The 14,922-nt window shown below is 63.0% G+C and carries 11 protein-coding genes; 8 read left to right on the forward strand and 3 right to left on the reverse strand.

Annotation, left to right across the window (positions count from 1 at the left end):
* Positions 1 to 3: 3 nt before the first annotated feature.
* Positions 4 to 2,025 carry an EAL domain-containing protein gene (locus tag NHH88_02620; GenBank protein ID USX14706.1) on the reverse strand — a complete coding sequence of 674 codons (2,022 nt, stop codon included), beginning with the start codon at positions 2,023 to 2,025 and terminating at the stop codon, positions 4 to 6.
* A gap of 563 nt (positions 2,026 to 2,588) precedes the next feature.
* Between NHH88_02620 and NHH88_02625 the strand changes: the two genes are divergently transcribed.
* The 3 genes from NHH88_02625 (at position 2,589) to NHH88_02635 (ending at position 5,174) form a co-directional block, all read left to right on the forward strand.
* Positions 2,589 to 4,118, forward strand: coding sequence for an FAD-dependent monooxygenase (locus NHH88_02625; protein USX14707.1), 1,530 nt, complete (start codon positions 2,589 to 2,591; stop codon positions 4,116 to 4,118).
* A 217-nt stretch (positions 4,119 to 4,335) separates the two neighbouring features.
* On the forward strand, positions 4,336 to 4,713 hold the full coding sequence (locus NHH88_02630) for a putative porin (GenBank protein ID USX14708.1): 378 nt from the start codon (positions 4,336 to 4,338) through the stop codon (positions 4,711 to 4,713).
* 89 nt (positions 4,714 to 4,802) lie between these two features.
* Positions 4,803 to 5,174: a putative porin gene (locus NHH88_02635; protein ID USX14709.1), complete on the forward strand. Its 372-nt coding sequence runs from the start codon at positions 4,803 to 4,805 to the stop codon at positions 5,172 to 5,174.
* A gap of 39 nt (positions 5,175 to 5,213) precedes the next feature.
* Here the strand turns inward: NHH88_02635 and NHH88_02640 are convergent, their stop codons facing one another.
* Both NHH88_02640 and NHH88_02645 read right to left on the reverse strand, forming a co-directional pair.
* Positions 5,214 to 5,417, reverse strand: a complete 204-nt coding sequence (locus NHH88_02640) for a transporter substrate-binding domain-containing protein (protein USX14710.1) — start codon at positions 5,415 to 5,417, stop codon at positions 5,214 to 5,216.
* Positions 5,375 to 5,983, reverse strand: a complete 609-nt coding sequence (locus tag NHH88_02645) for a transporter substrate-binding domain-containing protein (GenBank protein ID USX14711.1) — start codon at positions 5,981 to 5,983, stop codon at positions 5,375 to 5,377. The genes NHH88_02640 and NHH88_02645 overlap by 43 nt, the downstream gene beginning before the upstream one ends.
* Positions 5,984 to 6,109: 126 nt before the next feature.
* On the opposite strand from NHH88_02645, the gene NHH88_02650 reads away from it, so the two are divergent.
* From NHH88_02650 to NHH88_02670, 5 genes are all read left to right on the forward strand, one after another.
* On the forward strand, positions 6,110 to 8,755 hold the full coding sequence (locus tag NHH88_02650; GenBank protein USX14712.1) for a molybdopterin-dependent oxidoreductase: 2,646 nt from the start codon (positions 6,110 to 6,112) through the stop codon (positions 8,753 to 8,755).
* Entirely contained in the window at positions 8,752 to 9,279 is a 528-nt protein-coding gene (locus tag NHH88_02655; GenBank protein USX14713.1) for a 2Fe-2S iron-sulfur cluster-binding protein, read from the forward strand. Before NHH88_02650 ends, NHH88_02655 begins: the two co-directional genes overlap by 4 nt.
* The gene (locus NHH88_02660; GenBank protein USX14714.1) at positions 9,276 to 10,286 is read left to right on the forward strand and encodes a hypothetical protein; all 1,011 of its coding nucleotides are present in this window, start codon (positions 9,276 to 9,278) and stop codon (positions 10,284 to 10,286) included. Before NHH88_02655 ends, NHH88_02660 begins: the two co-directional genes overlap by 4 nt.
* A 216-nt stretch (positions 10,287 to 10,502) precedes the next feature.
* On the forward strand, positions 10,503 to 11,189 hold the full coding sequence (locus NHH88_02665; GenBank protein ID USX14715.1) for a hypothetical protein: 687 nt from the start codon (positions 10,503 to 10,505) through the stop codon (positions 11,187 to 11,189).
* Positions 11,190 to 11,366: 177 nt separating this feature from the next.
* Positions 11,367 to 14,918, forward strand: coding sequence for a response regulator (locus NHH88_02670; protein ID USX14716.1), 3,552 nt, complete (start codon positions 11,367 to 11,369; stop codon positions 14,916 to 14,918).
* Positions 14,919 to 14,922 lie beyond the last annotated feature (4 nt).

Consider the following 14,922-nt stretch of genomic DNA (forward strand, 5'->3'; position numbering starts at 1 on the left):
CCGTCATGAAATGACCAAGGCCGCGTCCAGGCCAAGGGTCGCGATGTCGAATGGCTGCGGCTGTGCGTAGAAATAGCCCTGCGCGATGGGGCAACCGGCCTGCCGCAAGAACTGGACATGCTCCTCCGTCTCCACGCCTTCGGCAACGCAGCTTTTTCCCAGACTGGCGGCGAGATCGATCATGGCTTTAATGATCTGCTCCGATTTGACGTCCTTGCCGATTTCGGAAACGAAGCTGCGGTCGATTTTGATGTCGTCGAAATGAAAGTTCCTGAGGTTGGTCAGGGAGGCGAAACCGGTCCCGAAATCGTCGAGCGCGATCGACACGCCCCGTTCACGCAGCTTGAGGACGGTCGCCAGTATCTGTTCCGTATATTTGTTCACAAAAACGTCTTCGGTGATTTCGATGGCGAGATCGTTCCAGTCGAGCGCGTAACGGGTCACCGCGTTCGCCAGCATGAAATAGCCGGCATCGGAAATGAGGGCGATTTCCGGCATGTTGATGGCCACGGTTCCGCAATCGAGGCCGGCATCGCGCCAGGCGCGGATGTCGCGGGCCACCCGGTTCACGACAATCTCGGTCATCGCTGTCATCGATGACGCCGTGTCGAGAAGATGCAGGAAGCGTCCCGGCGGCAGAACACCGAGCTGCGGATGGCGCCAGCGCACCAGCGCCTCGAACGCCAGATGCTGGCCCGTTCGGAGGTCGATCTTGGGTTGGTAATACACGAGGAACTCGTCGTCTTCGACCGCCTTGAACAGGGCGGCTCGCAGCTGGCTTTCCGCAAGGCGGTCGGCCATCATTGCCGCGTTGAAGATGATCTGGCTGTTGCGTTCCGTTTTCGCGGCGTACAGCGCCAGATCGGCGCATCGGATGATGGCTTGGGCGTCGGCGCCGTGATCGGGGAACACGGCGCCCCCAATGCTGGCCGAGATGCGATGGGTGTGTCCTTCAAAGCTGAACGGAGTGAACAGGCTTTCGAGGATGCGTGCGGCAAGCACCCCGGCGTCCGCGTTGTCCGCGAGGTCGGGCACCAGGATCGCGAACTCATCGCCGCCCAGGCGCGCGGCGATGGCGCCGGCTTCCACGGTCGAGGCGATGCGCCCCGCCACTTCCATTAGCAAGCCGTCGCCGGTTTGATGCCCGAAGGTGTCGTTGACCGCCTTGAAATCATCGAGATCGATCAGCAGAAGTGCGAACGAACCATCCATTGGATATCCGTCAGCCGAATATCGGGGCGCGACCAGCCCGGCGAGCGTTTGATTGAACGACCTGCGATTGCAGAGACCGGTCAGGCTATCCTTGTTGACGAGAACCGACAGCTCATGTTCGAAGACTTTCTTCTTTTCGTACTCGATGCGCAGTTTCTTGAGCAGCGGGAAAATCATCAGCGCGCCGACGACGCACAGTGCGATCAACAGCGACAGGATCAACAAAGCGCTGATCCGCTTGGCCGCGACGATGCTCTCCTGGCTTTTGTTGAACGATTGCGCGACCTCCAGTTGAAAGCCGCGCATGATGGCGCCGTCCGACGCTGCCGCGAAATCGATGGGCCCCCAAAAGGAGTAGTGCTTGCTGCGGCTGACGTTGTCGAACTTGCTCAGTTTTTCCGCCCTGTCGATGAAGCTGCGCAGACGAATGTCGAGATCGCTTGGCTTGGCGCCCATGTCCAACTGCAGGCGAAGGCGCTGCAGTTGCGCGCCGGTGTCCCTGATTTTTGCGATCTGCTGGATCATGTCCTCGATCATGTGTTCGAGCACATTAGCCGGCACGACGTCGGCCGTGGAGCCGCGCATCAATGCGCGCGCGGTGCCTTTGAGTTGCTGGAACTCGATAAATTGATTACTGGTGAGGAAACTGATGTTTTGCTGAACGGAATGACGTTCAAGAACGGTCTGCATGGAGGCATAAATGATCAACATGATGATGATGACCGCCGCCAATGTGCCCAGATAGTAATGGGAGATGGTCTTTATGTGCCGATCGAGCGAGTAATGATTTTTATTGAGATCGCCGAGGCTCATGGTGTGTCCTGACTAGCGCTAGGTTTCCGGAGACACGGTAGCGATATAGGCATCGCTTGCCGAGTCAAGACTTTGGCGATAGGGCCCGCAGCTTGTCGTGGCCGCGTCCATCGCATCGCCGACCGCGCCGGCTGGGTTTGTTTTGAATTGTATTTAGGAAATTATAATGGCATTGGTGCAAGTGCCATATCAGGAAATCCTGATTGTCGCGTCAGGAAAGCGGGGCGACGGCGTTGCAGATTGGATCGCTTTGGCGCAACGATTGGTTTTCCCTATCCAGGCGAGCGACTTGAAGGCGGCAAGACGGATGAATGGCGTCCGGGAGCGTGTCACACTTGCGGCGTCGAAAAAGGTGGGCCGGCGTGGTGAGCCCCGGCCAACTCCAACCATGGAGCAAAATTTTCCCGGCCACCGAGGCCGGGGACCACGACGAGAGCGGACGTGCGCCGATTTCTCGTGGACTTTTTTGACTTGGCGCCTCTGGTTTCCCCTGAGACGCCAGCGTTCCCGCGCGATCGACCCACGTCCTTTGATGAGCCATTTGGCAAAAAAGGACGTTTCTTATGCATACTCCCATTCTCGTTGTCGGTGGGTCCCTCGTTGGACTTTCAACTTCGCTGTTCCTCGGCTGGCACGGCGTGCCCCACATCCTTATCGACAAATATCCCGGCAGTTCGCCACATCCGCGCGCGATGGGCTTCACGGAAACAACGTTGGAGCATTACCGGGCGGTCGGCATCGCCGATCAAATCCCCCAAGTGGCCGCTGGCACCCGTCTGCGTCGCGTGACGGTCGACAGCCTGGTGGGCGACTGGAAAGGCGAGCAGGCCTGGACGCCGGGTGAAGCGCCGCCGCGCCAGTTCGAGCAATCCCCGTGCACCGGCGCGGCAATCGCGCAGGACCGGCTGGAGCCGATATTGCGGGCAGCGGCGCGCGCGCACGGCGCCGACCTGCGCCCTAGTACCGAGCTCACTGACTTCCAGACGAGCGAAGGCGGCGTGCTGGCACAAGTGCTCGACCGCTCCAGCGGCCACCGCTACGAGATCGGCGCGGACTACCTGATCGCCGCCGACGGCGCCAACAGCCCGATCAGGGAGGCGCTGGGTATCACGCGAAGCGGCGTCGGCCATCTTGGCGTCCTTCGTAGCGTGCTGTTCCGTTGCCCCGAAGCGGATGCCTTCCTGCGGCGCGGCGCGCAGCAATTCTCCATCGAACAGGAGGGCTTTCGCGGCTTTCTCACCACGTACGGGGACAGCCGCTGGGTGCTGATGCTCGACGGCGACGAGGAGCGCACCGAAGCCGCGCTGCAGGCGGCGATCCGCCGCGCACTCGGCGCCGACATGGCCTTCGACATCATCACGACCGGGCGATGGGAGATGGCGGGCCGCATCGCCGATGCCTACCGCCAGGGCCGCGTTTTCCTGGCCGGTGACGCGGCCCATCAACTGCCGCCCACACGGGGCGGCTTTGGCGCCAACACCGGTATTGACGATGCATGGAATCTCGCCTGGAAATTGCAGCGCGTGATCCAAGGCAAGGCCGCGCCGGCCTTGCTCGACACCTACGACGCGGAACGGCGCCCCATCGGCTGGCTGCGGCACCAGCAGACCTTTTCCCGCCCCGATTATGCAGCGCGCGCCGGCGCCGCTTTCGTGCCCGAGGCGCTGTTCAGTAACGATGCCATGGAGTTCGGACAGTTGGTCCGGTCGCGGGCGGTTGCCGGCGCGGGACCGGAGTTGCCGTCGGCCGCCACACCGCAGCAGTGGGCCGGCCAACCCGGAACGCGGGCGCCGCACGTGTGGGTGGACAATGCCGGCCAGCGGATGTCCTCGCTGGACCTGTTCGGCAGGGAGTATGTGCTGCTCACGGCAAACCCGGATTGGCGGGCGGCGGGAGGGCGCCTGCGGCTACCGTCCATCGCTGTCGGCGATGATGTCATCTTCCCGCCCTTGCAACCGTTCGCCGACGTCTTTGGCGTGTCCGTGTCCGGCGCGACATTGGTGCGGCCGGACGGCGTCATCGGCTGGCGAAGCCTCCTTGGGCCAGATAAGGGCGGCGTCGAGAACCTGTATGCCTCTCTCCTCCTCGGCTAAGAGTTACCCCATATCGGTATGAGCCGACGCCCGATAGGTTTTTCCTATCGGGCTAATAGATTCAAATTGCTTGCTATTAGATCGTACGCTATGTAAAGTACACACATCGGCGCGCTGCGAACGAAACAAGCTGCAAAAAGATCGCTAGCGATTAAATTGATAACGATTGAACGAATCCGCAGCCCGCCACCATCCAAACACTTTTAGGAGACTTACCATGAAAAACGCCGCCATCGCCCTGACCATCGCCCTGCTGTCCTCCTCGGCCGTGTACGCCCAGGAAGCTCCACAACTGACCCGTGCCCAGGTTATCGCAGAATACAAAGCCGCCGTCGCAGCAGGCTTGGCGCCGAACTCGGGTGAACTGTACGCCGGTTCCCAACCAGAGGCTGTCTCGACCAAGACCCGTCAGGAAGTCCGCGCCGAACTGCGCCTGGCCCAGCAACGCGGCGAGATCGTCAGTGGCGAGCAATATCCGCAGTTCGAGACCGAGTCCGCCGTGTCGAGCATCACCCGGGCGCAAGTGCGCGCCGAGCTGGCCGCCTACCTCAAGGCCAACCCGCATCCGGTCGGCGAAGTCAGCCTGTATCTGTGATCACGTATCACAAATATATAGTGTGCGATCTAATCGATAGTTATTTGTAGCGCCAGTCAGCCACCCCAAACATTTTAAGGAGCCTTACCATGAAAAAAGTTGCCATCGCCCTCTCCCTCGCCCTGCTGGCATCCACTGTCGTGTACGCCCAGGAAGCTCCCCAGCTGACCCGTGCACAAGTCATCGCAGAATACAAAGCCGCCGTCGCGGCGGGCCAGGCGCCGAACTCAGGCGAACTGTATGCAAGTTCCCTCCCGGAGGCCGTCTCGGCCAAAACCCGTGACGAAGTGCGCGCCGAGCTGCGCCTCGCCCAGCAACGCGGCGAGATCGCCAGCGGCGAACAGTATCCGCGCTTCGATACCGAACCCGTCGTGCCGGCCGTAACCCGTGCGCAAGTTCGTGCCGAACTGGCCGCCTACCGTCAGGCCAACCCGCATCTGGTCGGCGAAGCCAGCCTGTAAGCGCGGTCCATCCGTCGAACCCACCTCTCGCCGCGCAGCTTACTGCCGCGAGGGCAGCGCATATCGCGCGAGGATGCGCGAGTAGCTCTGGTCCTTGCGCATCTCGATCAGCGCGCGGTTAAAGGCGTCGCGCAGGTCGCGGTCGCGGAAGCCGACCTTGAAGCCGGTGGTCGCGTCGAAAATGGCGTGGTAGTCGAGCGCTACCCGCGTGTTGAACTGGCGCCGAACTGCTTGCGGTACCACTCGAAGACTTGTTTGTCGACGACGATCACGTCGACCCGGCCGAACCAGAACATCTTGTTTTGGGCTTGCTGGTTGGAGGGCTGGAAGTAGTTGCTGGGGAAGCGGCCATCGGCGCCCGGCCGGTAGCGCGCTTCGAAGGCGGGACCCAGGTCGCGCCAGCCGTTTTGCCAGATGGCGAAGGTGTAGCGGTCCAGATCGGCAATCGTCTTGAGCACGATGTGGCGGTCCCGCCGCGAAATGGCGACGTTGTGGAAAGTGACGAACTCGTCGGAGAAATACACGCCGCGTCCATCACTGCCGCGCACGCTCACGGCCAGGTCGACGCCGTCGCCCTCCCTGAACGGCAGCAGCCGCACATTGGGCGTCTCGCGAAAAATGACGTGGCGTCCGGCGCGCCGCAGCGCTTCGGTAACCACGTCCGCCTCGATTCCGCCGGCCTTGCCTTGCGCGTCGCGGAACGAGAACGGCGGCCGGTTGCCTTGGTAGACCGCCACGAGCTCGTCCGAGCTCGCGAGGGCGGTCAAGCTCACGAAGGCCAGGGTGCACAGTGCTGCCAGTCTTTTCATAATCCGCCAAGTGTTGCAATTTTGCATTGTGACAATTCGAGATTTTTCACGCCTAACCCCAATGGTACGATAATTCCTGGTGGCAATTCCGATATCGTCGCAGTCCGACTACAAGAGAACGGAATCATGGGTATTACTCCAGAAGTGACACGTCGTACCTTTTTAAAAGTATTGGCCAGCGGCGCGACCGTCGGCTTGTCGGTGACCAGCCTGCCCGGCATGGCGATGAACGCCTCCCGGCCGCGTTTGACCGAGGTGCCGGCCTGGGCGCCCGAGCCGGGCCGGGCCCGATGGCGCATCGATGGCCTGCCCAAGGTGCTGGGGCAAAAAATCTACGCGCGCGATTTCAAGGCGCGCGACTTCAAAGACTGGCCGCAGAACGAGCAGTTCCTGTACGCGGTGCGCTGCGACCGCTACGACCAGGTGGTCACCGGATACGACCTAAGCATGCTGCCCGCCGAGTTGCGTCCGGTGGCGGTGATCGACGACCAGGCGCTGATCGACAAAAAGCTCAAGCTGGCCGCCGGCAAGAACAGCCCGTTCCTGGCCAGCATCGGCAAGCCGGCCGACTTTTTCGGACAGCCGGTGGCGATGCTCATTTTCGCCGATTTCGACGCCTACCGCCGCGCCGTCAAAATCCTGCAATTCAATCCAGACGTGATCAAGTACGGCGCCCCGGCCGTCATCGCGACCGGCGTGTACAAGCCGGTCACCAGCTATATTCGCGACGACGCCAAGAACTTCAACTACGTCTACACGCCAAACTACGTGTCGAACAAGGACGCGGTGGCCGCCGGCATCTCGGCGGCGATCGACGGCAAGACCTGGCCTACCTTCACGCGCCAGTTCTACACGCAGACCATCGATCCGATGTTCATGGAGCCGGAGTCGGGCCTGGCGTGGTACGACCCGGCCACCCGGCAGCTGAGCCTGGTGCTGGGTACGCAGTCGCCAAACGGCGACCTCGGTAACGCTGCCGATATCTTCGACGGCAGTGCCTACCCGGTCAAGGACATCGATCTGCTGTCGTGCTATCCCGGCGGCGGTTTCGGTGGGCGCGATTCGTCGCTGTTTTCGATGTACCTGGCCCTGGCGGCGCCGTTCTCGAGCGGCCCGCTGCGCTGGGCGCAAAGCCGCTTCGAGCAGTTCCAGGTCGGCCTGAAACGGTGCGAGACGGATTTCAGCGAAACCCTGGCGGTGGACGTCAACGGCAAGATCCAGGCGCTGCGCTGCGATTTCACCCTGAATGGCGGCGACCAGATGAACCTGACGCCGTTCGTGGCGCAATTGGCCGCGCTCAGCTCCATGAGCTGCTACAACATCCCGCGTGCGATCGCCAACGCCAGGTCGAGGCAAACGCCGCAACTGATGGGCGGTTCGCAGCGCGGCTTCGGCGGGCCGCAGGCCTTCATGGCGATCGAGACCTTGCTCGACGAGGCGTCGCAGGCGCTCAACATCGACCCCTTCGAACTGCGCCGGCGCAACCTGCTGGGCAAGGGCCGTGGCGCCACCGTGTCGGGCGCGCCGATCCTGCAGGACCTGCAACTGGAGGAGATGTTGCAGCGCCTGGAGCGCCATCCCCTGTGGCAAAACCGCAAGCTGACGCAGCAGGCCAGGCAGCGCCAGGGATTGCTGTACGGCGTAGGTTTCGCGCTGTCGAACGAGGCCTACGGCACCTCCGGCGACGGCATGTTCGGCGCCGTGCAGATCGAGCCGACCGGCACCATCACCATCTACACCCCCTACATAGACATGGGCAACGGCGCCGCCACCGCGCTGGGCCTGGCGCCGGCATCCTACCTTGGACGCAACGCCAACAGCATCAACATGGGCGAGACCCAGCTGTTCGATTCGTTGAACCTGACCACCACCTTGCCCGACCCGCCCGCGCCGGTGCCGCAGAACTACGTGCTCAAGGCGTCCGGCTCGGCCAGCGCCTGCTTGGGCGCCTTCTACCAGTACCACGTGGTGGAGCAGGCGGGGCTGGCGCTGGTTTTGCAGACCTTGCTGCCGGCGGCCAACGCCATTTGGCGTAGGGAGGTGCCGGCCGCCGCGCTGAGCTGGAAGGACAACCGGCTGCATGCGGAGGGCATGTCGTCCCTGCCGTGGTCGGCGCTGGTCAAGCAGGCCACGCGCATGCGGCTGCCGATGGTGGCGGTGGTGCACGCCAGCTATGTGGGCGGCTTCGCCACGGCGCCGTTCACCTTCCGCAGCGGTGCCACGACCTTGCCGCTCGATTATGTCGCCATGGGTCTCACGGTCGATACCTTGCAGCCGATACCGCGCGGCCAGGTGGCCAATCCGCCATCGATCAATTTCAGGTTCGGCCGCACCACCTACGCGCCTTGCGGTTCGCTGGTGGCGGCCACGATCGAGCCGCGCACCGGCGTGATCGCGGTCGAGTCGGTGGTGTCGGTGCTCAGCGCCGGCGTCCAGCATTGCCCGCAAATGGTGTCCGGCCAGTCGCAGGGGGCGATCGCGATGGCGCTGGGGAACGTGTTGCTCGAGCATTGTCCGAACGACCGCACCGGGCCGGGCAACGGCACCTGGAACCTGAACCGCTACGCCATCGCGCGCTCGACCGATATTCCGCAGCAGGAATTGATCGTGCTGCCGCCGGCGCCGGGCGAGACCACCGCGCGCGGCATCGCCGAGGCGGTGATGTGCCCGATCGGTCCTTCCATCCTGAACGCGCTGGCGATGGCCACCGGCGGTAAACGCTATACGACGACGCCGGTCACCGCGCGCGCCGTCCTGGAGTCCCTGAAATGACACAGCCCATCCGTTTTCACATCAACGACAAACCCGTGCAGGCCGAGGCGGGCGACGCCGACATGGCGCTGATCGATTTTCTGCACGAGCGCCAGGACCTGACCGGCACCAAATTCTGTTGCGGCATCGGCGTGTGCCGCGCCTGCACCGTCGCCACCCGCGAGAAGGGGGACGGCGTGTTGGAAAAAACGCTGTCCTGCTCCACGCCCGTCAGCGCGGTCGAGAACATGTCTATCTACACGGTCGAAAGCCTGGGCTCGGAACAGGCGCTGGCGCCGTTGCAGCAAGCCTTCCTGGAGAATTTCTCGTTCCAGTGCGGCTACTGTGCGCCCGGATTTTTGATGGCGGCGACGGCCATGCTGTCGCACCTGAAGCGCGCGCCGGTACCGGCCTCGCAGCTCGACGCCGTCATGGAAACCTGGGTCGGCGGCAATCTGTGCCGCTGCACCGGCTACGTGCGCTACATGGAGGCGATCCGCAAGGTGGCCTTGCCCTACACGCTGGGTGGCGGGGTGGCGTTATGAGCCTGCCTTCACTGCTGTCATTGATTCCCGCCCTGCTGCTGGCGGCCACGGTGGGCATGGCGCAGGCCGCGCCCAAGGCCGCCGTCAGCAAATACAGCAAGCAAAGCGCCGTCGAGTACGGCCAGGTGTGCGCCGACATGATCGGGCAGATCCCCGCCTTCAACTGTCTGGACGGCACCATCGTGCCGATCACCGTCGATGGCAAGACTCCGGCGGAATACAAGCCCGGCATGACTTGCGACCGGCCGGCGCTGCTGCCGTATCCGGACGGCTCGTTCGGCCAGTGCACGCCGTATTCCCGCTTACTGAATCTGTCCTACGGCAAGACGCAGATCTCGGCCATGTGCCGGCGCGAACAGTTGCGCGAGCCGAACAGCAAGTTCTTCGACGAGGTCGACATCGTCGCCCACAACGTCGACACCGGCGACACCTGCTGGTTCCATGCCGAGGGCAAGCCGGGCCAGAAGACCGGTTTCGACGCGTCGCGCGTGCCGCCGCCCAACGAAAAGGCGCCGCCACCGCAGCGCATCTCCGCCGGCCAGTTCTGGTGGGCGCCGGCGGCCACCGCGTCGAAAAACTGTTTGAGCTGCCACGACGCAGACCCCTTCATGTACAGCCCGTGGATCGGCCAGCTCAAGTATTTGCTGCCGGCCGATCCGCTGGGCCGCTACAGCAACATCGGCAAGGAATTCGCGCAGTGGCATTCGAACAGCATCAGCACGCGCGACAACACCTGCGTCGGCTGCCACCGCATCGGCGACCAGGCCAGCTGCTCGCAATTCGTGCCGATGGCGGCCGGCAGGATACCGGCCAAGGACGGCAACGCGCTGGCCAACAGCTATCCGCTGAGCCACTGGATGCCGGTCAACAACGATCAAAGCAAGGAGTTCTGGGAGCAGGCCAATCTCGAATCGCTGAACCAGTTGCTGACATGCTGCGCCGATCCGAAGAACCCAATCTGCACGATCAAGCCCATCGTCACGCCGCCCAAAGTCGGCAAACGTTAATTCGAAACACGTAAAGACACGTAGGGCGGATTAGCGAAGCGTAATCGGCCAATGCGTGAGTCTCGACGGCTCATGCGTTGGCTCTATCTTTCTATGCCATCTGCGATCGCGGACCAGGCACATCGAAAATTTAGCCCCACGGGAAAGCGGGTAACCCTCAGTGGCCAAAGCCCCCCCATTTTCGACCTTTGCAGTAACTATCCAGACAGGAGTGATATGTTTAATGAGTACCTTTTTGGCAGGATGTATTTGGACGTAGAGTATGCGATGCTTCACATGCTGATTTCGGCTGGCGGCGGGGCCTGCGTCGTGTTTTACTATTGCTGTCGCCTTGGGAGTAACGATATTGAGCTTCGCCGGCGCTATCGCAAATTGACCTTTGTAGCGGAGTGTTTTGGCACATTTGCGTTGCTCGGCGTTGCCACCTTCTTTGGACACTCCCTGATCACACATAACAAGAACACCCTGAATGCAAATCGTGAAGCCCTCGTTACGCAGGCCGCCACGCTTTCGAATCAGATCCAAAAGAAATATTGCTCAAAGCTCGCTGCGGATGGTATAGCGCTAGCGTTTAAAGAAAACCAAGCCCCTCTTTGTCAGGCTACAAAGTTGCAGGGAAGGGAATACGACGATGTCAGTATTGTTAACCAGAAGATACATCAACTCGAACAAATGTCTGTACTGACTGTTCCGGTTCCCCTGATGCTCAAGCTAGACGAATTGAAGTCGGATTTGCAAAAGCTCGCGCACGCACTGAACGGGCTAACTAAGCACGATCCAAGGCTGATATTGACGACGACTAATCCTGCCTTAGTCCTGCTGGCGCTCCTTAGCGCTATCGTAACGACCTCGATAAAGACCGGAAAAGCGGGGCACGAATGGTTCGCCAATAGGAAAAAGTGAACCGCCCGTGCGTTGGCGGTGTGGTCTGGGAATTTTAGTCGCCGGTGGCTGCTGGGTCCAGGCAGCAACATGTGCCTCGGGACTATGTTATTTCCCCCGCGCACGGTTGGAATGGCGGTCTGGTCAAGCTTGTATTTGAGATAAACTCTTGCTTCTCAAGTTATCTTGGTCCGCGCCATGCCCAATAAAACGCTCGACGACGTTGGCTTCCGTCGTATCCTTGCCCGCAACATCACCTTGCCGCTGGCGGCCGGCGTCGTCAGCGCCGGCGTGTTCGTCGTGCTGTTGGTGTACCTGGTCACGACCATGAACTGGGTCGAGCACAGCGAGCGCGTGATCGGCAACGCCAGCGAAATCAGCAAGGAAATGGTCGATATGGAGACCGGCCTGCGCGGCTACATGCTGGCCGGTGATGAATCGTTCCTGCAGCCTTACGTGCTGGCCAAGCCGAAGGTTGCGTCCAGCCTGGCGAGCCTGCTGAAACTGGTGGAAGACAACCACGCCCAGGTCGACCGACTGCGCCTGATCGAGGCCCAGCATCTGCAATGGGACCAGTACGCGCAGGAAATGATACGGCTGCGCGCCGCCAATGGCGATGTGACCGGACCGGTCAAGACCGGGCGCGGCAAGAACCAGTTCGACGAGATCCGCCGCCAGCTCGACGCCTTCATCGACGTTGAGATGCGCATGCGCCAGGACCGCAACGCCTCGGCCCGCAATGTGACCGGCATGGTGGCGGCGGTATATCTGGTGCTGACCCTGGGCGTGGGCGGCGCGCTGGCCTGGTTCGGGCGGCGCGAGCTGCTCGGCCTGTCCAAAACCTATAACGCCGTGCTGCTGCAGCATACGGAGCACTCCGATCTGTTGCAGCAGCAAGCCTGGCTGCGCACCGGCCAGAGCGAGCTGGCGCAGCAGGGCATCGGTCAGCTGGCGCTGCCGCAATTGTCGGCGGTGCTGCTCCAATTCCTGGCGCGCTACATGAACGCGGTGGTCGGCGCGCTGTATTTGCGCAACCCGGACGGCAGCATGCGCCGCGTGGCGTCCTACGGCTTCAGCGCCGAGTGGGAGCAGCGCGACCAGCAGCTGAAATCGGGCGAGAGCCTGGTGGCGCAAGCCGCGCAGGAACGCCGCCTGATCCGCCTCGACCGGGTGCCGGCCGATTACATCCAGGTGGCCTCCGGCTTGGGTTCCGGGACGCCGGCCAGCGTGCTGCTGGCGCCGTTGGACAACGACGGCCAGATCAACGGCGTGGTCGAAATCGGCCTGCTGCGGCCGATCACGGTGCGCGACATGGACTTCCTCACCCTGGTCAAGGGCAACATCGGCAACGCCATCGAGGCCAGCCAGTCGCGCCAGCGCTTGCAGGAAGTGCTGGAGGAAACCCAGCAGCTCAACGAGGAATTGCAGGTGCAGCAGGAGGAACTGCGCACCGCCAACGAGGAGCTGGAAGAACAGTCGCGCGTGCTGGAGGAATCGCAGGCCAGCCTGGAGAACCAGAAGGCCGAACTGGAACAGACCAACGAGCAACTGGCCGAGCAGGGCACCGCGCTGGACCAGAAGAACGCCGCGCTGCTCAAGGCGCAGCTGGACCTGGAGGAGCGCGCCCGCGAGCTGGAGCGCGCCAGCCAGTACAAGTCGCAGTTCCTGGCGAACATGTCGCACGAGCTGCGCACGCCGTTGAACAGCTCGCTGATCCTGGCCAAGCTGCTGTCGGAGAATTCCGCAGGCAATCTGAACGACGAGCAGGTGCGCTTCGCCAACACGATTTACTCGGCCGGCAACGATCTGCTGAACCTGATCAACGACATTCTCGACATCTCCAAGGTCGAGGCGGGCAAGCTGGAGCTGGTGCCGGAGCAGTTGTCGCTGCGCCACGTGGTCGAAGGCATGGCGATGGTGTTCGAACCGCTGGCCCAGCAAAAGAAACTGGCCTTCCACGTGCAAGTGGCCGACGACCTGGCCACGCACATGGTCACCGACCGCCAGCGCCTGGAACAGATCCTCAAGAATCTGCTGTCGAACGCGCTCAAGTTCACCAGCAGCGGCCAGATCACCCTCGCCGTGCATGCGGCCGGCGACGGCGCGGTCGGCTTTTCGGTGCAGGACACCGGCATCGGCATCCGCCAGGAAGACCAGCAAGGCATTTTCAACGCCTTCCAGCAGGCCGACGGCACCACCAGCCGCAAGTACGGCGGCACCGGCCTGGGCCTGTCGATCTCGCGCGACCTCGCGCACCTGCTGGGCGGCGCCATCAGCCTGGTCAGCGAACCGGGCAAGGGCAGCTGCTTCACTTTGACGATGCCGCTGCGCTGGACCGCGCCGGAGCCGGGACCGCGCATCGGCAGCGCCAGCGCGCCGGCCACCATGGATGACAACGTCGGTGTCGGCGCCTACGCGGCCACGTCGCTGGGCCTGGCCATCGCCGCGACCTCGCCGCCGGCCTCCCACGGCCACCGTGCCGCTCAGGGCAACGACGACGAGGCGGCGCCGCGCGTGCGCGCCTTCGACGACGACCGCGACCAGCTGGTCGCCGGCGCCGACAACGCCCGTTCGGTGCTGGTGATCGAGGACGACCCCGCCTTCGCCCGCATCCTGTACGACCTGGCGCACGAAAAACAATACCGCTGCCTGGTCGCCTTCGACGCCGACGAGGGCCTGGAGCTGGCGCGCCTGCACCGCCCGAACGCGATCCTGCTCGATATCCGCCTGCCGGACCGCTCCGGCCTGTCGGTGCTGCAACTGCTCAAGGACGACGCCCAGACCCGCCACATCCCGGTGCACGTGGTGTCCGGCTCGGACGCCGGCGAGGCCGCGCTGCACCTGGGCGCGATCGGTTTCGCGCTCAAGCCGACCACGCGCGAACAGTTGATGGAGGTGTTCCGCCGCATCGAGACCAAGCTGACGCAGAAGATCAAACGCGTTCTGCTGGTTGAGGACGACGACCGCCAGCGCGACAGCGTGGTGCAACTGATTTCCGACGACGATGTCGACATCGTCGACGTCGGCAGCGGCGAGGAGGCGCTGGCGCTGCTGCGCACCACCGTGTTCGATTGCATGATCATCGACCTGAAGCTGCCCGACATGCAGGGCAACGAGTTGTTGCAGCGCATGTCCGGCGAGCAGCTGGCGGCGTTCCCGCCGGTGATCGTCTACACCGGCCGCAACCTGTCGCGCGCCGAGGAGGCCGACCTGCACAAGTATTCGCGCTCGATCATCATCAAGGGCGCCCGCTCGCCGGAGCGCCTGCTGGACGAGGTGACCCTGTTCCTGCACAAGGTCGAGGCCGACCTGTCGTCCGAGCGCCAGACCATGCTGCGCACGGTGCGCTCGCGCGACCGCGTGTTCGAAGGCCGGCGCATCCTGCTGGTCGACGACGACGTGCGCAACATCTTCGCGCTCACCAGCGCGCTGGAGCAAAAGGGCGTGCTGGTCGAGGTGGGCCGCAACGGCTTCGAGGCGATCGAAAAACTCGACCAGAACCCGGACATCGACCTGGTGCTGATGGATGTCATGATGCCGGGCATGGACGGGCTGGAGGCGACGCGCCACATCCGCGCCGACGCCCGCTTCGCCCGCCTGCCGATCATCGCCATCACCGCCAAGGCGATGAAGGACGACCAGGAGCAATGCCTGGCCGCCGGCGCCAGCGATTACCTGGCCAAGCCGATCGACCTGTCGCGCCTGTATTCCCTGCTGCGGGTATGGATGCCCAACGGCGAGCGCGCCTGATGAA

The sequence above is a fragment of the Oxalobacteraceae bacterium OTU3CAMAD1 genome (assembly GCA_024123915.1).
Lineage (GTDB): Bacteria > Pseudomonadota > Gammaproteobacteria > Burkholderiales > Burkholderiaceae_D > Rugamonas.